Here is a 21,458-nt window from a genome sequence, read left to right as displayed (position 1 = left end):
CGGCCCCCCAAGGCGGCAATGCCGTGGCTCAGCCGAGCTTGCTGACGTCCCGCACAGCCCCCCGGTCCGCGCTGGTGGCCATCGCTGCGTACGCGCGCAGGGCGGCCGAGACCTTGCGCTCGCGGTTCTTCGGGGCGTACCGGCCCGCCAGGGCGGCCTCGCGACGTGCCAAATCGGTGTCGTCGACGAGGAGTTCGATGGTGCGGTTCGGGATGTCGATGCGGATGCGGTCGCCGTCCTCGACCAGCGCGATCGTGCCGCCGGAGGCCGCCTCGGGGGAGGCGTGGCCGATGGACAGGCCCGAAGTGCCGCCGGAGAAGCGGCCGTCGGTGATCAGGGCGCAGGTCTTGCCGAGGCCGCGGCCCTTGAGGAAGGACGTCGGGTAGAGCATCTCCTGCATGCCGGGGCCGCCCTTGGGGCCCTCGTAGCGGATGACGACGACGTCGCCGTGCGTCACCTGTTTGTTGAGGATCTTCTCTACGGCTTCCTCCTGCGACTCGCAGACGACCGCCGGGCCCTCGAAGGTCCAGATCGACTCGTCGACGCCGGCCGTCTTCACGACGCAGCCGTCGACGGCGAGGTTGCCCTTGAGGACCGCGAGGCCGCCGTCCTTCGAGTACGCGTGTTCGGCGGAGCGGATGCAGCCCTCGGCCGCGTCCTCGTCCAGCGCCTCCCAGCGCTCGGACTGGGAGAAGGCCTCGGCGGAGCGGACGCAGCCGGGGGCCGCGTGCCAGAGCTCGATCGCCTCCGGGGAAGGGGAACCGCCGCGCACGTCCCAGGTCTTGAGCCAGTCCGCGAGGGACGGGCTGTGGACGGAGTGGACGTCCTCGTTGAGCAGGCCCGCGCGGTGCAGTTCGCCCAGCAGGGCCGGGATGCCGCCGGCGCGGTGCACGTCCTCCATGTAGTACGTGCGGTTCTTCGCGACGTTCGGGGCGACCTTGGCGAGGCACGGGACCCGGCGCGAGACCTCGTTGATCTCCTCCAGGCCGAACGGCACCTCCGCCTCCTGGGCCGCCGCCAGCAGGTGCAGGATCGTGTTGGTGGAGCCGCCCATCGCGATGTCGAGGGCCATCGCGTTCTCGAACGCGGCGATCGTGGCGACGTTGCGGGGCAGGACCGTCTCGTCGTCCTGCTCGTAGTAGCGGCGGGTGATGTCCATCACCGTGCGGGCCGCGTCCTCGTACAGGCCCTTGCGAGCGGTGTGCGTGGCGAGGACCGAGCCGTTGCCCGGCAGGGAGAGGCCGATGGCCTCGGTCAGGCAGTTCATCGAGTTGGCGGTGAACATGCCGGAGCAGGAACCGCAGGTCGGACAGGCGTTCTCCTCGATACGGAGGATGTCCTCGTCCGAGATCTTGTCGTTCACCGCGTCCGAGATCGCGTCGACGAGGTCCAGGGTGCGGACCGTGCCGTCGACGAGCGTGGCGCGGCCGGACTCCATCGGGCCGCCGGAGACGAAGACCGTCGGGATGTTCAGCCGCAGGGCCGCGTTGAGCATGCCCGGGGTGATCTTGTCGCAGTTGGAGATGCAGATCAGGGCGTCGGCGCAGTGCGCCTCGACCATGTACTCCACGCTGTCCGCGATCAGGTCGCGGGAGGGCAGGGAGTACAGCATGCCGCCGTGGCCCATCGCGATCCCGTCGTCCACCGCGATGGTGTTGAACTCGCGCGGGATGCCGCCGGCCGCGGTGATCGCCTCGCTGACGATCCGGCCGACCGGCTGGAGGTGGGTGTGACCGGGCACGAATTCGGTGAAGCTGTTCGCCACCGCGATGATCGGCTTCCGGCCGATGTCCGCACCGGGTACACCGGAGGCGCGCATAAGGGCGCGTGCGCCCGCCATGTTGCGTCCGTGGGTGACTGTGCGGGACCTCAGCTCGGGCATCGTCGCTCGCTCCTTCAGACAGATAGGGCTGCTAACGAGCGTACGCCGGTCATCCAGGGGTCGGACACGGTGTCCGTATCGCGGGACGCCCGTCTCGCGGAGAGAGCGGCCTCAGGGGCCGGTCAGATGCCCCTGCACCACCGGCGCCACCCGCGCGATGATCTGCTCCGGGTCCGCCGAGGCCAGCGGCTCCACCTTGATCACGTAGCGCAGCATCGCCGTACCCACCAACTGCGCCGCCGCGAGTTCGGCGCGCAGTTCCGCGTCCGGGAGGTCGAGCTGGGCGGCGACCCGGCCCAGCACCTGGGAGACCACGAGCCGACGGAAGACGGCCGCGGCGGCCTCGTTGTTGACGGCGGAACGGACGATCGCCAGCAGTGGCCTACGGGTGGCCGGGTTCTCCCAGACGCCGAAGATGAACCGGGTCAGCCGCTCGCCGACCCCGTCCACCGGCCCCTCGGCGACGGCCTCCGGCGCGTCCAGCGCGGGCGCGAAGGCGACCTCGATGGCCGACTCGAAGACCTGTTCCTTGGTGCCGAAGTAGTGGTGCACGAGCGCCGGGTCGACCCCGGCGGCCTTGGCGATACCGCGCACGGACGTCTTCTCGTAGCCCCGCTCGGCGAACTCCTCCCGGGCCGCGGTCAGGATGCGGTCCCGGGTGTCGGCGGATTCCGTACGAGGGGGCCGGCCCCGGCGCTTGGCTGTGGCGTCGGTCACCGCCGGGGCACCTTCACGGCGGAGGCCAGATGCAGCCGCGTGAAGGCGAGTGCCTCCGCGAGATCGGCCTCGCGTTCGGCGCTGGACATCGCGCGGCGGGTGTTGACCTCGATGACGACATGGCCGTCGAAACCGGTCAGGGCGAGCCTTTCCAGCAGTTCGGCGCAGGGCTGGGTGCCGCGGCCGGGGACGAGGTGCTCGTCCTTGTTGGAGCCGTTGCCGTCGGCGAGGTGGACATGGCCGAGACGGTCCCCCATGCGCGCGATCATCTCGGTCGCGTCGGTGCGGGCGGTCGCGGTGTGGCTGAGGTCGATCGTGAAGTGCCGGTAGTCCTCGTTCGTCACGTCCCAGTCGGGGGCGTAGGCGAGCATCTCGCGGTCGCGGTAGCGCCACGGGTACATGTTCTCTACGGCGAACCGCACATCCGTCTCGTTCGCCATCCGCCAGATGCCGCTGACGAAGTCCCGCGCGTACTGGCGCTGCCAGCGGAACGGCGGGTGGACGACGACGGTGCTCGCGCCGAGCTTCTCGGCGGCCGCCTGGGCGCGCTGGAGCTTGGTCCACGGGTCGGTGGACCACACCCGCTGCGTGATGAGCAGGCAGGGAGCGTGCACGGCGAGGATCGGGACCTGGTGGTAGTCGCCGAGTCTGCGCAACGCGTCGATGTCCTGGCTGACCGGGTCGGTCCACACCATGACCTCGACCCCGTCGTAGCCGAGGCGCGCGGCGATCTCGAAGGCCGTCGCCGTCGACTCCGGATACACGGACGCCGTGGACAGCGCGACCTTCGCATCCGGGATGCGCACGACTGGTTCTGCCACGGGGGACAGACTACGGGGCGCGGCTTTGCGCACGGGAGCCGGTTCCTGTGCCCGCCCTGTGCGGGGCACGGCAACCGGCCATCTGCGGCGGGGGGTCGCGTGGTGGGGATACTTCATGGGGGTCTGATACGTCACGTACCGCGCGGGCGTTCAGTAGCGGGGGCGCCGGGTGCGGTGGGCGTCTGCCGGTGGGGGTGCGGGCCGACACCGGAGACGGGTACTCGTGCGTGCGCGGCGGACAGGCACGCGCGCATGGGCCACGGCCGGCCGGGCGAAGGGCTCGGACAGAACCGACACGAACAGCCAGGCCCCCGGCGGCCCGTCCCCCGCGCGTGCCCGACGGACAACCACGCGCGTGCTGCCGTCAACAACCACGCGCGCGTGCCCCTCGAACAAGAACGCCCCCCATGGCGCCCCGGCCTACGCCGACTGCATCTGATCCAGCCGCCGCAGGATCACGCCCTCTCGCAGGGCCCACGGGCAGACCTCCAGGGTTTCGACGCCGAAGAGGTCCATCGCGCCCTCCGCCACCATCGCGCCCGCGAGGAGCTGGCCGGCGCGGCCGTCGGAGACGCCGGGGAGTGCGGCCCGCTGGGCGGTGGTCATGCCGCCGAGGCGGGGGACCCAGGCCTCCAGGGACTCGCGCTTCAGTTCGCGCTGGACGTAGAGGCCGTCGGCGGAGCGGGCGGCGCCGGCGAGGCGGGCGAGCTGCTTGAAGGTCTTCGACGTGGCGACGACGTGGTCGGGGGCGCCGAAACGGCTGAACTCCCCCACCGTACGGGCGATCTGCGCGCGCACATGGCGGCGCAGGGTCCTTATCGCCCCGGCTTCGGGCGGGTCCCCGGGGAGCCAGCCGGCGGTGAGGCGGCCCGCGCCGAGCGGCAGCGACACGACCGCGTCGGGCTCCTCGTCGATGCCGTAGGCGATCTCCAGGGAGCCGCCGCCGATGTCGAGGACGAGGAGCTTTCCGGCGGACCAGCCGAACCAGCGGCGGACGGCGAGGAAGGTCAGCCGGGCCTCCTCGGCGCCGGTGAGGACCTGGAGTTCGACGCCGGTCTCGGCCTGCACGCGCGCGAGCACGTCGTCCGCGTTGCTGGCCTCGCGGACGGCGGAGGTGGCGAACGGGAGCAGTTCCTCGACGCCCTTGTCCTCGGCGGCCTGGAGCGACTCATGGACGACGCCGATGAGTTTGTCGACGCCCTCGGGGCCGATGGCCCCGTCCCCGTCGAGGAGTTGGGCAAGGCGGAGGTCCGCCTTGTGCGAGTGCGCGGGCAGCGGGCGCGCGCCCGGGTGTGCGTCCACCACCAGCAGATGCACCGTGTTCGATCCCACGTCGAGGACACCGAGTCTCATGTACGGAACGCTACTGCCACCTGCATCGATCTCCGTCCCCGGTGCGGTTTCTGGGGCCGCCCCGGGCGACTTACCCTGGACGCGTGCCAAAGACGAAAAAGGCGAAGACCGACAAGGCGGCCAAATCACCCGGCGATTCCTCGCCGGTGACGTCGGCCAAGCCCCCGAAGCCGTCGCAGATGTCGAAGAAGGCCCTGAAGAGCGACGAGAAGGGGCTCGACTTCGCGCGCGCGTGGGTGGAGTTCCCGGATCCGGCGGACGAGGAGCAGCTCTTCCGCTGCGATCTGACATGGCTGACCTCTCGCTGGAACTGCATCTTCGGAAGCGGCTGCCAGGGCATCCAGGCGGGCCGCGCGGACGACGGGTGCTGCACCCTGGGCGCGCACTTCTCCGACAAGGACGACGAGAAGCGGGTCGCCGGACATGTGGCGAGGCTCACGCCGGAGATCTGGCAGCACCATGACGAGGGTGTGGAGCACGGCTGGATCTCTCAGGACGAGGACGGCGACCGCCAGACCCGCCCCTACAAAGGCTCGTGCATCTTCCAGAACCGCCCCGGCTTCGCGGGCGGCGCGGGCTGCTCGCTGCACATCCTCGCCGTGAAGGAGGGCCGCGAGCCCCTGGAGACCAAGCCGGACGTCTGCTGGCAGTTGCCGGTGCGGCGGACGTACGAGTGGATCGACCGGCCGGACGACACGCGCGTGCTCCAGGTGTCGATCGGCGAATACGACCGCAGGGGCTGGGGTCCCGGCGGCCACGACCTGCACTGGTGGTGCACGTCGGCGACCTCGGCGCACGGCGGGGGCGACCCGGTGTACGTGTCCTACCGCCCGGAGCTGACCGAGCTGATGGGCAAGGCGGGCTACGACCGGCTCGTCGAGCTGTGCGAGGAGCGCCTCGCCTCGCAACTGCCGCTGCTGGCACCGCATCCGGCGGACCCGGTCGGCTGACCGATCAGGACGGACTCGGGTCGCCGCCGGCGGGCGGCGACGGCGAGCCCCCGGGGTCGGCGGGTGACGAGTCCGTCGGGCTGGGGTCCGGTCCGGCGGAGGTGGGCGGGGGCTCACTCGGCGTGGGATCGCCCGGGGCCGTGCTCGTCGGCGTCGGGTCCGGTCCCGAGGTAGGCGGTCCGCCGGGGCCGGGATCCGAGGGGTGTGGGGGGCCGCTCGGGGCGGGCGCGGTGCCGTAGCCCTCGATCGAGACGATGGCGCCGGCGGGTGAGACGGCCACGCGCGCGGTCCAGTGGCCGGAGGGCTCGCGCAGATGGTCGACGTACACCTTGATCGTCAACGATTCGCCCGGTGCGAGGGTTCCCGAGGACTGGCTGAGGTAGAGCCAGGGTGCCGCGGTGGCCGCGGACCAGTGGACCGGGACCGAACCGGACGCGGTGAGGGTGATGAGCGTGGTGTCCGCGCTGTTGGCGGCCGAGACACCGAGGTGCCCGGCACCCTTTTGGCCGGCGCCGGTGACACTGATGACCTCCACGGAGACATCGTTCTTGCCGCTCTTCCCGGGGCGGCCGCCGGGTCCGACGGTGCCGACGTCGCCCGCGTTCTCGTAGCCGCCGCTCGCGACCTCGCCCTCCAGGCTGCCGGAGCCGTGCTGCTCGCTCGCGGTGGCGACCCGGCCGTCGACCCCCTCGCCGGTCGGTGTGCCCCGGTAGGCGGCCCACAGGGCCAGCACGGGTGCCGCGATGACGGTGGCGACGACGGTCGTCGTGACGGCACGCGCGCGTAGCCGGTCCCTTCGGGCCGCGTGGTCCTTGGGGTCCATCGGGAAACCGCGCCGGTCGAAGCGGGGTGCCGCGGCGCCACGCGCGCGTGGGAGGTGCGCCATCGCCACGTGCAGGGCCGCGCGGGGCGCCTCCAGGACGGGCAGTTCGGCGGGCGTGACACTCGCGCCGGGCCAACTGCCGGGCAGCGCGCGCTCGGCGGTACGACGGCAGCGCGGGCAGTCGTCGACGTGCCGGACCAGTTCGCGGCGCAGGGCGCTGCTGAGCACGAGCTGATGGTCGCCGGTGAGCCGGGCGACGCTCGGGCAGCCCCCGGTCTCCACCACGGCGAGGGCCGCACGCGTGCGTTCCACCTCGCAGGCGGCGGAGGCCAGCAGTTCGCGGGCGGTGGCGAGGTCCATGCCGAGGACGGCGGCGACCTCGTGGGCGGCGAGCCGGTGGCGCACGGCGAGTTCGAGGGCCTCGCGCTGCTCCGGGGTGGTCCCGGCGGCCTCCGGCCAGGCGAGCAGGGCGAGTTCACGCCGCCGCTGGTCACGCACCTCCTCGGAGAGGGACGGTTCCTCCGCCTCGGTACGGCCCACCGCGTGCGTGCCCTGACGTTTCTGCTTGGCCTCGGTCAGTCGGCGCAGGCACACCCAGCGGGCCAGCGCGTACAGCCAGGCCCGGCGGTCCCCGGCCGGCTCCGGCACGCGCCCGCCCCGGCGCTCGGCCAGCGCCAGCACGTCTCCCAGGGCCGCGGTCGCGGTGTCGCGGTCGCACAGCACGGACAGGCAGTACGTGAACAGACCGTCCAGATACGGCTCGTAACGCGCGGGCGGACACTGCGCCAGCGTGCGCGCCGCGGCGCGGTCACGCGCCTCCCGATGCGCCCGGTGTGCGCCGGTGGTGCGGGTCGAGGTCTCCGGACTGCTGCTCATCACCCGTGCGACCGTAGGCGGCAGGAGATGGCACCTTCCGCCCCCTTGAGCACTTTTAATCCGTACGGGTGAAACGATCCCTCAATAGGGGACGGCACCCCCCGCCTCCCTGGCTCGTTCCCGACGGGCAGTGGCCGGATACCGAGCACTGACGGTCCGTCCGCCGACCGCGTTGTCAGTGCCTCCGGTTACGGTTCACGCATGGCTGCCCGTACGAAATCCACCAAGGACCGTCCGTCCTACCGCTGCACCGAGTGCGGCTGGCAGACGGCCAAGTGGCTCGGCCGCTGCTCCGAGTGCCAGGCCTGGGGGACGGTCGAGGAGTACGGCGCGCCCGCCGTCCGTACGACGGCCCCCGGCCGGGTCACCACCTCGGCGGTGCCCATCGGCCAGGTCGACGGCCGCCAGGCCACCGCCCGCTCGACCGGCGTGCCCGAGCTGGACCGGGTGCTCGGCGGCGGTCTCGTCCCCGGAGCGGTCGTCCTCGTGGCGGGCGAGCCCGGCGTGGGCAAGTCGACACTCCTCCTGGACGTGGCGGCCAAGTCGTCGAGCGACGAGCACCGCACGCTCTATGTGACGGGCGAGGAATCGGCGAGCCAGGTCCGCCTCCGCGCCGACCGCATCAAGGCCCTGGCCGACCACCTGTATCTCGCCGCCGAGACCGATCTGGCCGCGGTCCTGGGCCACTTGGACGCCGTGAAGCCGTCCCTCCTGATCCTGGACTCCGTCCAGACGGTGGCCTCCCCGGAGATCGACGGCGCGCCCGGCGGCATGGCCCAGGTCCGCGAGGTCGCCGGCGCCCTGATCCGCGCCTCCAAGGAGCGCGGCATGTCCACCCTCCTCGTGGGCCATGTCACCAAGGACGGCGCGATCGCGGGCCCCCGCCTCCTGGAGCACCTGGTGGACGTGGTCCTCTCCTTCGAGGGCGACCGCCACGCACGCCTTCGTCTGGTCCGGGGCGTCAAGAACCGCTACGGCACGACGGACGAGGTCGGCTGCTTCGAGTTGCACGACGAGGGCATCACAGGCCTGGCCGACCCGAGCGGCCTGTTCCTGACCCGCCGCGCGGAGCCCGTCCCCGGCACCTGCCTGACCGTCACCCTGGAGGGCCGCCGCCCCCTGGTCGCGGAGGTCCAGGCGCTCACGGTCGACTCCCAGATCCCCTCCCCCCGCCGCACCACCTCGGGCCTGGAGACCTCCCGCGTCTCGATGATGCTCGCCGTCCTGGAGCAGCGCGGCCGGATCAGCGCCCTGGGCAAGCGGGACATCTACTCCGCCACGGTGGGCGGGGTGAAGCTCTCCGAACCGGCCGCAGACCTCGCGATCGCTCTCGCCCTGGCCTCCGCGGCGAGCGACACCCCACTCCCCAAGAACCTGGTCGCGATCGGCGAAGTGGGCCTCGCGGGCGAGGTCAGAAGGGTCACGGGCGTCCAGCGCAGACTCTCCGAGGCACACCGCCTGGGCTTCACCCACGCCCTCGTCCCGAGCGACCCGGGCAAGATCCCGCCCGGCATGAAGGTCCTCGAAGTGGCCGACATAGGAGACGCCCTCCAGGTCCTTCCGCGCTCCCGTAAGCGAGAGGCCCCACGGGACGCCGAGGACCGCCGGTAGACTTTGCCCTGGTCTCGCCCGTCCGTACGAACCAGGTACGTGAAACGGGAGGACCAGAAGAACCTGCGACCCGAGGAGTGCAGTGGCAGCCAACGACCGGGCGTCAGCTCCCGGAAAGTCCGGTGGGAGCTCCGGTGCCGATGGCCTGATGCGCGCCTCCCTGAGCGCCGTGGCACCCGGCACGGCCCTGCGCGACGGCCTGGAGCGGATCCTCCGCGGCAACACGGGCGGACTCATCGTGCTCGGCTCCGACAGGACCGTGGAAGCGATGTGCACCGGCGGTTTCATCCTGGACGTGGAGTTCACGGCCACCCGCCTGCGCGAACTCTGCAAGCTGGACGGCGGCATCGTGGTCTCGTCCGACCTCTCCAAGATCCTCCGAGCGGGCGTCCAGCTGGTCCCCGACCCCACGATCCCCACAGAAGAGACCGGCACCCGCCACCGCACAGCGGACCGAGTGAGCAAACAGGTCGGCTTCCCCGTGGTCTCCGTCTCCCAGTCGATGCGCCTGATCGCCCTCTACGTGGACGGCCAGCGCCGCGTCCTGGAGGACTCGGCGGCGATCCTGTCCCGAGCCAACCAGGCCCTCGCCACCCTGGAGCGCTACAAGCTCCGCCTGGACGAGGTGGCAGGCACCCTCTCGGCGCTGGAGATCGAAGACCTGGTGACGGTCCGCGATGTATCGGCCGTGGTCCAACGCCTCGAAATGGTCCGCCTGATCGCCACCGAGATCGCCGAATATGTAGTGGAGTTGGGCACGGACGGCCGCCTACTGGCCCTCCAGCTGGACGAGTTGATCGCAGGCGTGGAACCGGAACGCGAACTGGTGGTCCGCGACTACGTCCCCGAGCCGACCGCGAAACGCTCCCGCACGGTGGACGAGGCCCTGGCCGAGCTGGACGCCCTCTCCCACGCCGAACTCCTCGAACTCCCCACCGTGGCCCGCGCCTTGGGCTACACCGGCTCTCCCGAGGCCCTCGACTCGGCGGTCTCCCCCCGAGGCTTCCGCCTCCTGGCCAAGGTCCCGCGCCTCCCCGGCGCGATCATCGACCGCCTGGTGGACCACTTCGGCGGCCTCCAAAAGCTCCTGGCGGCAAGCGTCGACGACCTCCAGACGGTCGACGGCGTAGGCGAGGCAAGGGCAAGAAGCGTACGAGAAGGCCTCTCCCGCCTCGCGGAATCCTCAATCCTGGAACGCTACGTCTGACCCAAGACCGTCAGTCACTGGCGAGCACGAACGAGGTCTGCGCCTTGGTGAACCCGGAAGCCTGAGCCTCCACCAAATAGGTCCCCGCCCCAGCCGAACCGGCAGCCGGAGTAGCACACTCGGGCGCACTGGGCTTGCGGTCCCACTTCAGGGTGTACGTGACGCTGCTCCCGGCGGAAACCCGGTAGTAGACACTCCCGGAGCCCTTGGGACAGTCGGCCGACGACCAGAAATCAGAAGTTCCCCCCGCCTCCGTGATCGTCAACACCGCGCTCTTGGGCCCGAGATCAACCTTGCAGTCACTGCCGGAGGAGTTCTTGGCAGTCAGCACAAAGGTCGGAGTCTGATCGGGCGAGTAGGAGTTGTGAAGACTCCGCAGACTCAACTGCACAGCACTGGCAGTGCAGTTGGGCAGAGTCGAGTCGGCAGGCACCGTAGTCCCCGTACTACTGCCGCCGTTGCTCCCCCCACCGGACCCACTGCTACCGCCGCTACCGTCACCAGACCCACCGGAGCCGGAGCCGCCACTGGCCGCACCCGACCCGCCCGACCCGCTGCTACTGCTGCTACCGCTACCACCACTCGACTCATCGCGCCCGCCGGGGTGTTGACTGATGGCGGGCCCAGAACTAGACGGCCCGGCAGTGATCGTAGGCGCAGGCGTCTTCCCGTTCTTCGACCCGTCCGCACCGTTCTTGCCGCCCCCGCCACCCGACGTGACGATCCAGGTGATCAGCAGTGCCAACAGGGCGACCACGGACACCATGAGGACCCTCCGTCGCCAATAGATGGAGGAGGGAAGCGGCCCGACCGGATTGCGCAGAGATCCCACGGCGCAAACTGTACGAGAGATCGGCGAGTTACCTCGCCCCACCCGCCGCTCCAGCCCCAACTTTTCCGGATCATCATCCCGGTAAGGGAGTTGAGCGAAGCGGACCGCAAGTCCCGTACGGCACGAAGGTGTCGTGTCGGGGGGTGTCCGCCCGCAGCGGTTGGCGCGTCAACACGGGTGCGTCGGTGAGCGACCGATTCCGCGCCGTTCCGAGGACGGACACCCCCCGGCGCGGCACCGACCCACGACGAAACGACGGGCGAACCACGCACGCACCCGCACCCGCCGAACCCTCCGCACATGGCAGGATCGGAAGGCGATGACTGCGCCCACGAAACCCCCGCACAACACGTCCGCCACCACCCCGGACGGAGTCGGCCTCCACTCCCCCGTGATCGACTGGTTCGAGGACCACGCCCGGGACCTCCCCTGGCGCCGCCCCGACGCCGGCCCCTGGGGCGTCATGGTCAGCGAGTTCATGCTCCAGCAGACACCGGTCACACGCGTGCTGCCCGTCTACGAGCAGTGGCTGGCGCGCTGGCCGCGCCCCGCCGACCTGGCCAAGGAGGCCCCCGGCGAAGCCGTCCGCGCCTGGGGCCGCCTCGGCTACCCCCGCCGCGCCCTGCGCCTGCACGGCGCGGCCACCGCCATAACGGAACGCCACGGCGGCGACGTCCCCACCGACCACGCCCAACTCCTCGCCCTCCCCGGCATCGGCGAGTACACGGCCGCGGCCGTCGCGTCCTTCGCCTACGGCCAGCGCCACGCCGTACTCGACACCAACGTCCGCCGCGTGTTCGCGCGCGCGGTCACCGGCGTCCAGTACCCCCCGAACGCGACGACCGCCGCCGAACGCAAGCTGGCCCGCGCGCTGCTCCCCGAGGACGAGCCGACCGCCGCCCGCTGGGCCGCGGCCTCCATGGAGCTGGGCGCACTGGTCTGCACGGCGAAGAACGAGACGTGCCACCGCTGCCCGATCGCCGCCCAGTGCGCCTGGCACCTCGCGGGCAAGCCGGAGCACGAGGGCCCGGCCCGCCGCGGCCAGACCTACGCCGGCACGGACCGCCAGGTGCGCGGCAAGCTGCTCGCCGTACTCCGTGAGGCGGAGGCCGACACCCCCGTCCCCCAGTCGGCACTGGACCGCGTGTGGCACGAGCCGGTCCAGCGGGCCCGCGCCCTGGACGGCCTCGTGGCCGACGGCCTCGTGGAACCCCTGCCGAACGGCCTGTACCGCCTGCCCGTGACCCGCACCTGACACACGGTCACTTCACAGACAGGCGACGATCCCACAGCCCACACCCAGCCCTCGCAACACTCCCGCAGCGCATAAACCACCCCACAACAACCCAAAAGCCCCATCCCCCTTACCCCTCACCTACTTCCGTTACACAACCGACGGACAGCCGAGCGCTCCCCGCAGGCTGCTGCGCACAACCCCGTGACAACCCCTCCGTAGCTTCGTTCCTGTGCCGCGGACCGGCGGGACACAGCAACGAAAAGCCGACAGCAGGCGGGTCGGAAACGGGGATGGAGGCGGTTGATCATGGCGCAGGGCGAGGTGCTCGAATTCGAGGAGTACGTCCGCACCCGACAGGACGCGCTGCTGCGCAGCGCCCGTCGGCTGGTACCGGACCCGGTCGACGCCCAGGACCTGCTCCAGACGGCGCTGGTACGGACGTACGGCCGCTGGGAGACCATCGAGGACAAGCGCCTCGCGGATGCCTACCTGCGCCGCGTCATGATCAACACCCGGACCGAGTGGTGGCGGGCCCGCAAGCTGGAGGAGGTCCCCACCGAGCAGTTGCCGGACGCGTGCGTCGAAGACGCGACCGAGCAGCACGCGGACCGGGCGCTCCTTATGGACATCATGAAAGTTCTCGCTCCGAAGCAGCGCAGTGTGGTCGTCCTGCGACACTGGGAGCAGATGTCCACCGAAGAGACGGCCGCCGCCCTGGGCATGTCGGCCGGTACGGTCAAGAGCACGCTGCACCGGGCGCTCGCCCGGCTCCGGGAGGAGCTGGAGGCCCGCGATCTGGACGCACGCGCGCTGGAGCGTGAGGAGCAGGAGCGTTGCGCGGCCTGAGCAACACCCCTGGGCCCGGCCCGAGCGGCACCTCCGGATCCAGCAGGGCTCGCGGGAGCTACGAGGCGGCGTTCACGGCGATGGCCGTGCTCGCCGCCCTCGCCCTGTTGGTGTCCGGCTGCGCGACCGGCGGCACCGGCGCCCGTGACGAGGGCCCGGCGCACTCGGACACGGTGGCGGGCCCCTTGGAGGCGGCCAAGTCCCCCTCGCCCTCCGCCACCGTCGACGACCATGTGGACGCGGTCAAACTCGTCAAGGATGATCCCGAGGTCTCGGCGGCGGTCAAGCGCGAGCTGAAGCCATGCGTCGCCGATGAGTACGCGGTGGACGTGTCGTACGGCGAGCTGACCGGAGGCACCGTCAACGACGTCGTCGTCAACGTGATGACCTGCGGCGACGCGGTCGGCATCGGCTCGTACGTGTATCGCGAGACGGGTGGGACGTACCAGAATGTGTTCAAGACCGAGGAACCCCCGGTCTACGCGGAGATAGACCGCGGCGATCTGGTCGTCACCAAGCAGGTGTACGAGAAGGGCGACCCGGTGTCGAGTCCCTCCGGTGAGAACGTGATCACATACCGCTGGGCCGCGAGCCGTTTCGTCCAGGAGTACAGCACCCACAACGAGTACAGCAACGCGGTCGGCGGCGAGGCATCGCCCGTCCCCACCGCGAACTGAGCGGGAATCGAACCAGCACTGAACCGATCGAACCGCCCGAACCGATCCTCCAGTGAACGCGGACGCCGCCGCAGGCGTCCCATGCTTGAGAACGACCCAAACGAGTCATACGAGGACTGAGAGCACCGGGATGGCAGACCAGACCCACGTCCTGTTCGTCGAGGACGACGACGTCATCCGTGAGGCCACCCAACTCGCCCTGGAGCGGGACGGCTTCGCGGTCACGGCGATGCCCGACGGACTGTCGGGTCTGGAGGCGTTCCGGACGAACCGCCCCGACATCGCGCTCCTCGACGTCATGGTCCCCGGCCTGGACGGCGTCAGCCTGTGCCGCCGGATCCGCGACGACTCGACCGTGCCGGTGATCATGCTGTCGGCGCGCGCCGACTCGATCGACGTGGTGCTGGGCCTGGAGGCCGGCGCCGACGACTACGTCACCAAGCCCTTCGACGGTGCCGTCCTGGTCGCCCGGATCCGCGCGGTGCTGCGCCGCTTCGGGCACGCGAACGGCGGCGACCGTACGACGGACGCCGAGGCTGACCCGGTCGACGGCGGGGTGCTCACCTTCGGCGATCTGGAGATCGACACCGAGGGTATGGAGGTGCGCCGGGCCGGGCAGCCGGTGGCGCTGACGCCGACCGAGATGCGGCTGCTGCTGGAGTTCTCCTCGGCGCCGGGCACGGTCCTCTCCCGCGACAAACTCCTGGAGCGGGTGTGGGACTACGGCTGGGGCGGTGACACCCGGGTCGTGGACGTCCATGTGCAGCGGCTGCGGACGAAGATCGGCCAGGACCGGATCGAGACGGTCCGCGGCTTCGGCTACAAGTTGAAGGCCTGAGCAGGGGTATGCGGGGGAAATCACGGCGCGGAGTCCCGTCGTTCATGGACAGAGCGGGCATTCGTACGGGCCTGAGATGGAAGCTCAGCGCGGCCATCGCGATGGTCGGCACGCTGGTCGCGATCGCGCTCAGCCTGGTCGTGCACAACGCCGCCCGGGTCTCGATGCTGGACAGCGCACGCGACCTCGCGGACGAGCGGGTCCAGATCGCCCAGCGCAACTACGAGCTGTCCGGGCGGCCGAACTTCCCCAGCATCAAGATCGACGACCCCAGCCTGCCGCCGGCCCTGCGCGAGAAGGTCGAGGAGGGCCGCCGGGCGACCTACGTCACCGAGCGGCCGCACGGCATCCCGGACATCTGGGCGGCCGTACCGCTCAAGGACGGTCATGTGATGTCGCTGCACACCGGGTTCACCGACCGCAGCACGGACATCCTCAAAGACCTCGACCAGGCCCTGGTCATCGGCTCGATCGCGGCCGTGCTCGGCGGCAGTGCGCTCGGTGTGCTGATCGGCGGCCAGCTCTCGCGCCGGCTGCGTAAAGCGGCCGCCGCGGCGAACCAGGTCGCCAAGGGCGAGACGGACGTACGGGTGCGGGACGCGATCGGCGGCGTCGTACGGGACGAGACCGACGACCTCGCGCGCGCGGTGGACGCGATGACGGACGCGCTGCAGCAGCGACTTGAGGCCGAACGCCGGGTCACCGCGGACATCGCGCACGAACTGCGCACCCCGGTGACGGGCTTGCTGACCGCCGCCGAACTGCTCCCCCCCGGCCGCCCCACGGAACTCGTCCTGGACCGCGCGAAGGCGATGCGCACGCTGGTCGAGGACGTCCTGGAGGTCGCCCGTCTCGACGGGGCCTCCGAGCGGGCCGAGTTGCAGGACATCATGCTGGGCGACTTCGTGGGTCGCCGGGTGATCGCGAAGGACCCGGACGCGGTGGTGCACATCGTGCACGAGTCGGCGGTCACCACGGACCCGCGCCGGCTGGAGCGCGTGCTGTTCAACCTGCTGGCCAACGCGGCCCGGCACGGCAAGCCGCCGATCGAGGTCTCGGTCGAGGGCCGGGTGATCCGGGTCCGCGACCACGGCCCCGGCTTCCCCGAGGAGCTCCTCGCGGAGGGCCCGAGCCGCTTCCGCACCGGCAGCAAGGACCGCGCGGGCCACGGGCACGGCCTCGGCCTGACCATCGCGGCGGGCCAGGCCCGCGTCCTCGGCGCCCGGCTGACCTTCCGCAACGTACGGCCCGCGGGCGCGCCGGACCACATTCCGGCGGAGGGCGCGGTCGCCGTCCTGTGGCTGCCGGAACACGCGCCGACGAGCACGGGCAGCTATCCGATGCTGCCGTAGACCCGTCCGGAGGTGAGCAGGTCACGCCCCTTCAGGTGCCGGCCACCATCACTTCCTCCCCTCTGGACGGCCCCACCCCGGCCCCCCTGCCGGCGAAGTACCGCTGGGCGAGCTCACTCGCCGACACATGCCGTGTCTCCCGGAACCCGCACTCCCGCCCCAGCTCCAACACCTGCTCCGGGGTGAAGAAGCTCAGGAACGGCGTGCCCGCGGCGCGAGCGCCCTCCACCGCCACCTCCAACTGCGCGCGCTGCTCCGGCTCCACGTCGTCGACCGGCCGTAGGAAGGTGGTGACCAGGGTGGAACCCGGGGCGAGTCGGGCGATCAGGCGGAAAATGGTGGTGATGGCGTCCTGGGTGAGGTACATGGTCACCCCGGTCGCGGCGACCACGGCGGGCCGCCCGGTGTCGAGGCCGGCGGCGGCCAACCGCCCCCACCAGTCGCCCTCGAAGTCCACCGGCACGAACCGGAGCCAGTCCGGGACGTCGTACCCCAGCTCCGCCAGGCGCCGCCGCTTCCAGGCCTGGGTACCGGGCCGGTCGACCTCGAAAACCCTTATTTTCGCGCCCAGTTCGGGCCGGCGCTGGGCGAAGGTGTCCAGCCCGGCACCGAGTACGACGTACTGGTCCACGCCCTTCTCCGCCTGCTCCAGGACCACGTCCTCCACAAAGCGGGCCCGCGCCACGATCGAGGCCCGGATCCGACGCGTGGCCTCGACGTCCATGTCGGGACGGTCCCGCCAGTCGTCCCCCGGGTCCGCGAGCCGCAGCCCGACCTCGTCCTCGATCACATGCGGCGGCGGGTCGACCTGCGCGTGCAGCGCCCGCCACAGGGCGACCCGGACCGCGGTGTGGTCGGCGATCGCGGGTTCCCGCTCGGCGGAGCCGCTCAGCATGCCCAGTCCTTCGACAGGTCGAGCTGACCGTCGCTGGGCTGGGTGAAGGAGAACCAGTTGCCGGAGTCGTCGCGGAACACCGCCTCGGTGCCGTAGGGACGCTCCTGCGGTTCTTGCAGGAACTCCACGCCCCGGTCCTTGAGCTTCTTGTAGTCCGCGTGGATGTCGTCCGTCGTCAGCGCACCCGCGCCGAGGACCCCCTTGGCCACGAGTTTCCTGACCATCTCGGCGGACTCGGGGTCCATCGCGGGCGGGCCCGGAACCATCAGCGTGAGGTCGACGTCGGGCTGGTTCTCGGCGCCGACCGTGAGCCAGCGCATGCCGCCTTCGCCCATCGTCAGGTCCGAGCGGACCTCAAGGCCCAGCTTCTGCGTGTAGAACTCCTTGGCCCGGTCCTGGTCGAGAACCCAGACGGTCGAGATCTTGAGTCCCTTGATCACGGTGTGCTCCTGCCGTCGGTGGTTGTCTCCCGGTCTCCCGGTCTCCCGGTCTCCCGGTCTCCCGGTCTCCTGCTCCATCACCGTAGGCAGCGGCGACGTCAGCCCGCTTCTCCGGAATTGCTGCGTCGCGCGCCGCCCGGGCCGCTTCTGAAGCCACCGGCCCAGAGCATGGCGTAACACCCCGGTATGAGCGCGGCCCCGCGGCCCACGTGCTTCGCCCGGTACTCGGTGGGGGTCAGCCCGGTCCATGCCTTGAACCGCGTCGAGAACGTGCCCAGGCTGCTGAAGCCGACGAGGTTGCAGATCTCGGTCACCGACAGGTTGGCGGTGCGCAGGAGGTCCTCGGCGCGCTCGATGCGGCGGTGCGTCAGATAGTGACCGGGCGTCTCGCCGTAGGCCTCCTTGAAGGCCCGGATGAAGTGATACCGCGAGTACCCGGCATGCGCGGCCACCGCGCCCAGATCGAGCTCCGGCTCGGCCCAGTCACGGTCCATGGCGTCCTTGGCGAGACGCAACTGCCGCATTTTGTCCATGAACCCGATGGTGACACGGGCCACTGACATCGACGCGGGTCCGGTCCCTCTCAACACCGGCCCGCACACTCAGCCCGTCCGGCGTTTGAGGACGAGGCCCTTCAGGCCGACGGGGGTCCGGGGGCGGAGCCCCCGGCAGCGGAACGCAGACGACGACAAAAAAGAAGGCCCCCCGGGGCGGACACCAACCGGGGGACCTTCAGCTCACGCGCAGCGGATCAGACAGCCTCGACGACCGACGCCGGCGCCACCGCTTCCTCGCCAGGCTTAGGCGCAGCCGACCCCGCTCCCTTCAGCGGAACCTCCTTCACGAACACCGCCGCCACCAGCGCGACCACCGCGACCACGGCCCCCAGCAGGAACGCGGAGTGCGTGCCGGCCGACACCGCGTGCTGGTACGCCTCGCGGGCCACCGCCGGCAGCTTCTCCAGGCTCTTCGCGTCGAGCTGGGCGGACTGCTCGGTCACCTTGGAGCCGATCGCACCGGCCCGCTGGGCCATGACGTCCTGGACCCGGTGGTTGAACAGCGCGCCCATGATGGCGACACCGAAGGAGGAGCCGAGCGTGCGGGACAGGGTGCTCGTGGAGGACGCGACGCCCATGTCCTTCATCTGCACGCTGTTCTGCGCGACCAGCATGGTGATCTGCATCAGACAGCCCATGCCGAGCCCGACGACGGCCATGAACACACCGGACATGAACCGGGTCGTGTCGGTGTCCATGGTGGACAGCAGGTACAGGCCGACACCCATGAGGACGCTGCCGACGACCGGGAACACCTTGTACTTACCGGTGTTGGTGGTCACCCGCCCCGCGACCATCGAGGTCACCAGCATCGCGCCGAGCATCGGCAGGAGCAGCAGGCCCGAGTTGGTCGCGGACGCGCCCTGCACGGACTGCTGGTACAGCGGCAGGAACAGGGTCGCGCCGAACATCACGAAGCCGGTGATGAAGCCGATGATCGCCATCAGGGTGAAGTTGCGGCTGCGGAAGATGTGCAGCGGCACGACCGGCTCGGTGGCCTTGGTCTGCCAGAACACGAACCCGATGAGCGCGGCCACGCCGATGCCGATCAGCTCCATGATCCGCGCGGACGTCCAGGCGTACTGCGAGCCGCCCCACGTGGTGACGAGCACGATGGAGGTGATGCCGAGGGTCAGCAGTCCGGCGCCCAGGTAGTCGATGCGCGCCTGCGAGCGCTTCTTCGGCAGGTGCAGTACGACGCTGATCGCGGCGAGCGCGACCACACCGAGCGGCAGGTTGATGTAGAAGGACCAGCGCCAGCCCCAGTTGTCCGTGATGGTGCCGCCGACCAGCGGTCCGCCGATCATCGCGAGCGCCATGACGCCGGCCATCATGCCCTGGTACTTGCCCCGCTCACGCGGCGGGATCAGGTCACCGATGATCGCCATGACGCCGACCATCAAACCACCGGCGCCGAGACCCTGGATGGCCCGGAAACCGATCAACTGCCCCATGTTCTGGGCCATGCCGCTGAGCGCGGAACCGAAGAGGAAGATCACGATCGACGTCATGAAGGCGCCCTTGCGCCCGTACATGTCGCCGAGCTTGCCCCACAGGGGCGTCGAGCTGGCGGTCGCGAGCGTGTACGCGGTCACGACCCAGGAGAGGTGCTCGAGCCCGCCCAGTTCGCCGACGATCGTCGGCATCGCCGTACCCACGATCATGTTGTCGAGCATCGCGAGCATCATGGTGATCATCAGGGCGAGCAGGACGACCCGCACGCTCTTCGGTTGCTTCTCGGCTTTCTCCGGCGCGGCCCCTGGCCCGGTGTCGACCGTCTGTGTGTCCGCCATCTTTCCCACTCCCCTTGATACCGCCACCGTCCGGCTACTTACTTGCCGCCCGGCTAGTTGACTACACTAGGGAAAGTAGACCCGTAACTAGCCGGGCGTCAAGTAAGTTTGCTGGGGCATGAGACGAATGGGCGGCACCATGGACGGCACCAAGCGGCAACGTCGCGGAGACACCCGCCAGCGCATCCAGGACGTGGCGCTCGAACTCTTCGCCGAGCAGGGCTACGAGAAGACCTCGCTGCGCGAGATCGCCGAGCACCTGGACGTCACGAAGGCGGCGCTCTACTACCACTTCAAGACCAAGGAAGAGATCCTGGTCAGCATCTTCGAGGACCTCACCAAGCCCATCGAGGACCTGATCGAATGGGGCCGCGACCAGCCCCACACCCTGGAGACCAAGCAGGAGATCGTACGGCGCTACGGCGACGCGCTCGACGGCGCGACCCCGCTGTTCCGCTTCATGCAGGAGAACCAGGCGACGGTACGGGACCTGCGCATCGGCGAGCGCTTCAAGGACCGCATGCGCGGCCTGCGGGAGATCGTCATCGACCCCGAAGCGAGCCTGGTCGACCAGGTCCGCTCGCTCAGCGCGATCTTCACGCTGCACGCCGGCATGTTCGCCGTACAGGACCTCGAAGGCGACCCCGAGGACAAGCGCAAGGCCGTCCTGGAGGTCGCCACCGACATGATCACGCAGGCGCACGCCCGCACGCGCGACGCCTGGGAACCGTCCTAGACGGTCACGCCCTTGCCGCGCAGGAACGCTACCGGGTCTATGGCCGAGCCGTAGTTGGCGGTCGTACGGATCTCGAAGTGCAGGTGGGGACCGGTGGTGTTGCCGGTATTGCCGGACAGGGCGATGTGCTGACCGGTGCTGACGACCTGGCCGACCTTCACGTCGATGCGCGAGAGGTGGGCGTACTGCGAGTAGGTGCCGTTGCCGTGCTTGATGACGATGGCGTTGCCGTACGCGGGACCGTCACCGGCACCGTTCGAACCGGCCTTGACGACGGTCCCGCCGTGCGCGGCCACGACCTTGGTACCGCTGGGCACGGCGAAGTCCTGCCCGCTGTGGGTGGACTGCCACAGGCTGCCGGCCTGGGCGAAGCTCGCGGACAGCTTGTACTTCTTCACCGGGTCGACCCAGGACGCGGCGGTCTTCGCGCTGACCGTCTTCGGGGCGACGGTGGCGGAGGCGGCGCTCGCGACCCCGGTGCCCAGCACGGCGGTGGCTCCCAGCCCGACGGCCAGGACGGCCACCCGGGTGCGGAGCGGGGTCGTACGGGAAGAACGGGACGTGGCGCGCTGGAACATCGAAACCTCACGGGGACGGGGACAGAAGAACCACCCGGCACACACGGCCGCCGGATGGCACATCCATTGGTAACCCCCGCCCCCACGAACCCCCAAACCGCTCTTCTACGACGGAAGCTAGTACTTCATCTCAAAACTTCCGACTCCTTGACAGAGCGCATCTTTCGCATGAATCGCCCCTCGGACGGCAAAATCGCCCATTCGGTTCCACTCAATCTCGCGCAAAAAGTCCCTTTTGTTCCGAATGAGGATTGCGACTACCTGTCCTAGTAGGGGCCGAATCGCCTGTGCGGCTTGTCACCGGCAGGGGTGCTCGCCGGCCACGAAAATGTGGCGCAGACCTCTATCCACCTACCCATCAGTAACCCTATGGTTCCCCTCCCGCCATCCCCGCCCCCGAACATGTGTTTTCCGTACTGGCCGTGAGAGGAACCCCG

The 21,458-nt window shown here is 70.3% G+C and carries 20 protein-coding genes; 9 read left to right on the top strand and 11 right to left on the bottom strand.

Annotated elements, in window-relative coordinates; genetic code table 11:
* Nucleotides 1-28 precede the first annotated feature (28 nt).
* The 4 genes from ilvD to ABZT04_RS05020 form a co-directional block, all read right to left on the bottom strand.
* The gene (gene ilvD / locus ABZT04_RS05035) at nucleotides 29-1,882 is read right to left on the bottom strand and encodes a dihydroxy-acid dehydratase (protein ID WP_356053018.1); all 1,854 of its coding nucleotides are present in this window, start codon (nucleotides 1,880-1,882) and stop codon (nucleotides 29-31) included.
* A 111-nt stretch (nucleotides 1,883-1,993) separates the two neighbouring features.
* Nucleotides 1,994-2,599, bottom strand: coding sequence for a TetR family transcriptional regulator (locus ABZT04_RS05030; protein ID WP_356053017.1), 606 nt, complete (start codon nucleotides 2,597-2,599; stop codon nucleotides 1,994-1,996).
* A complete protein-coding gene (locus ABZT04_RS05025) occupies nucleotides 2,596-3,420 on the bottom strand; it encodes a sugar phosphate isomerase/epimerase (protein ID WP_356053016.1) in 825 nt (274 codons plus the stop codon). Before ABZT04_RS05025 ends, ABZT04_RS05030 begins: the two co-directional genes overlap by 4 nt.
* Before the next feature lie 420 nt (nucleotides 3,421-3,840).
* Nucleotides 3,841-4,773, bottom strand: coding sequence for a Ppx/GppA phosphatase family protein (locus tag ABZT04_RS05020; protein WP_356053013.1), 933 nt, complete (start codon nucleotides 4,771-4,773; stop codon nucleotides 3,841-3,843).
* A gap of 83 nt (nucleotides 4,774-4,856) precedes the next feature.
* On the opposite strand from ABZT04_RS05020, the gene ABZT04_RS05015 reads away from it, so the two are divergent.
* Entirely contained in the window at nucleotides 4,857-5,723 is an 867-nt protein-coding gene (locus ABZT04_RS05015) for a hypothetical protein (RefSeq protein WP_356053011.1), read from the top strand.
* Nucleotides 5,724-5,727: 4 nt separating this feature from the next.
* On the opposite strand, the gene ABZT04_RS05010 is transcribed toward ABZT04_RS05015, so the two are convergent.
* Nucleotides 5,728-7,425: a hypothetical protein gene (locus tag ABZT04_RS05010; protein ID WP_356053009.1), complete on the bottom strand. Its 1,698-nt coding sequence runs from the start codon at nucleotides 7,423-7,425 to the stop codon at nucleotides 5,728-5,730.
* Between the two features lie 198 nt (nucleotides 7,426-7,623).
* Between ABZT04_RS05010 and radA the strand changes: the two genes are divergently transcribed.
* Both radA and disA read left to right on the top strand, forming a co-directional pair.
* Nucleotides 7,624-9,033, top strand: a complete 1,410-nt coding sequence (radA, locus tag ABZT04_RS05005) for a DNA repair protein RadA (protein ID WP_356053007.1) — start codon at nucleotides 7,624-7,626, stop codon at nucleotides 9,031-9,033.
* Between the two features lie 82 nt (nucleotides 9,034-9,115).
* Nucleotides 9,116-10,240, top strand: coding sequence for a DNA integrity scanning diadenylate cyclase DisA (gene disA / locus ABZT04_RS05000; RefSeq protein WP_356053005.1), 1,125 nt, complete (start codon nucleotides 9,116-9,118; stop codon nucleotides 10,238-10,240).
* A gap of 10 nt (nucleotides 10,241-10,250) precedes the next feature.
* On the opposite strand, the gene ABZT04_RS04995 is transcribed toward disA, so the two are convergent.
* Nucleotides 10,251-11,072: a hypothetical protein gene (locus ABZT04_RS04995; protein ID WP_356053003.1), complete on the bottom strand. Its 822-nt coding sequence runs from the start codon at nucleotides 11,070-11,072 to the stop codon at nucleotides 10,251-10,253.
* Nucleotides 11,073-11,391: 319 nt separating this feature from the next.
* On the opposite strand from ABZT04_RS04995, the gene ABZT04_RS04990 reads away from it, so the two are divergent.
* The 5 genes from ABZT04_RS04990 to cseC all read left to right on the top strand — a co-directional run bounded on the left by ABZT04_RS04990 (nucleotide 11,392) and on the right by cseC (nucleotide 16,022).
* Complete coding sequence (locus tag ABZT04_RS04990) at nucleotides 11,392-12,327, top strand: A/G-specific adenine glycosylase (RefSeq protein ID WP_356053001.1); 936 nt, start codon at nucleotides 11,392-11,394, stop codon at nucleotides 12,325-12,327.
* Between the two features lie 288 nt (nucleotides 12,328-12,615).
* Nucleotides 12,616-13,155 (top strand): SigE family RNA polymerase sigma factor, encoded by a 540-nt coding sequence (locus ABZT04_RS04985; protein WP_356052999.1) that lies wholly within the window; start codon nucleotides 12,616-12,618, stop codon nucleotides 13,153-13,155.
* An 80-nt stretch (nucleotides 13,156-13,235) separates the two neighbouring features.
* Nucleotides 13,236-13,832: a hypothetical protein gene (locus tag ABZT04_RS04980; protein ID WP_356053080.1), complete on the top strand. Its 597-nt coding sequence runs from the start codon at nucleotides 13,236-13,238 to the stop codon at nucleotides 13,830-13,832.
* A 130-nt stretch (nucleotides 13,833-13,962) separates the two neighbouring features.
* The gene (gene cseB / locus ABZT04_RS04975) at nucleotides 13,963-14,670 is read left to right on the top strand and encodes a two-component system response regulator CseB (protein WP_356052996.1); all 708 of its coding nucleotides are present in this window, start codon (nucleotides 13,963-13,965) and stop codon (nucleotides 14,668-14,670) included.
* A gap of 8 nt (nucleotides 14,671-14,678) precedes the next feature.
* Nucleotides 14,679-16,022 carry a two-component system sensor histidine kinase CseC gene (gene cseC, locus ABZT04_RS04970; RefSeq protein WP_356052994.1) on the top strand — a complete coding sequence of 448 codons (1,344 nt, stop codon included), beginning with the start codon at nucleotides 14,679-14,681 and terminating at the stop codon, nucleotides 16,020-16,022.
* Between the two features lie 31 nt (nucleotides 16,023-16,053).
* On the opposite strand, the gene ABZT04_RS04965 is transcribed toward cseC, so the two are convergent.
* The 4 genes from ABZT04_RS04965 to ABZT04_RS04950 form a co-directional block, all read right to left on the bottom strand.
* Complete coding sequence (locus ABZT04_RS04965) at nucleotides 16,054-16,917, bottom strand: class I SAM-dependent methyltransferase (RefSeq protein ID WP_356052991.1); 864 nt, start codon at nucleotides 16,915-16,917, stop codon at nucleotides 16,054-16,056.
* Nucleotides 16,911-17,357: a VOC family protein gene (locus ABZT04_RS04960; protein WP_356052989.1), complete on the bottom strand. Its 447-nt coding sequence runs from the start codon at nucleotides 17,355-17,357 to the stop codon at nucleotides 16,911-16,913. The genes ABZT04_RS04965 and ABZT04_RS04960 overlap by 7 nt, the downstream gene beginning before the upstream one ends.
* Before the next feature lie 98 nt (nucleotides 17,358-17,455).
* Complete coding sequence (locus ABZT04_RS04955) at nucleotides 17,456-17,881, bottom strand: helix-turn-helix transcriptional regulator (RefSeq protein WP_356053078.1); 426 nt, start codon at nucleotides 17,879-17,881, stop codon at nucleotides 17,456-17,458.
* A gap of 227 nt (nucleotides 17,882-18,108) precedes the next feature.
* On the bottom strand, nucleotides 18,109-19,707 hold the full coding sequence (locus tag ABZT04_RS04950; protein WP_356052987.1) for an MDR family MFS transporter: 1,599 nt from the start codon (nucleotides 19,705-19,707) through the stop codon (nucleotides 18,109-18,111).
* Between the two features lie 127 nt (nucleotides 19,708-19,834).
* Here ABZT04_RS04950 and ABZT04_RS04945 point away from each other — a divergent pair, with 127 nt between their 5' ends.
* A complete protein-coding gene (locus ABZT04_RS04945) occupies nucleotides 19,835-20,443 on the top strand; it encodes a helix-turn-helix domain-containing protein (RefSeq protein ID WP_356053076.1) in 609 nt (202 codons plus the stop codon).
* On the opposite strand, the gene ABZT04_RS04940 is transcribed toward ABZT04_RS04945, so the two are convergent.
* Nucleotides 20,440-21,021 (bottom strand): M23 family metallopeptidase, encoded by a 582-nt coding sequence (locus tag ABZT04_RS04940; RefSeq protein ID WP_356052985.1) that lies wholly within the window; start codon nucleotides 21,019-21,021, stop codon nucleotides 20,440-20,442. The two genes, ABZT04_RS04945 and ABZT04_RS04940, sit on opposite strands and share 4 nt — an antisense overlap.
* Nucleotides 21,022-21,458 lie beyond the last annotated feature (437 nt).

The sequence above is a fragment of the Streptomyces sp. NPDC005492 genome, from assembly GCF_040605995.1.
In the GTDB taxonomy this organism is placed as follows: domain Bacteria; phylum Actinomycetota; class Actinomycetes; order Streptomycetales; family Streptomycetaceae; genus Streptomyces.
This window is presented reverse-complemented; position numbering and strand designations above follow the sequence as displayed.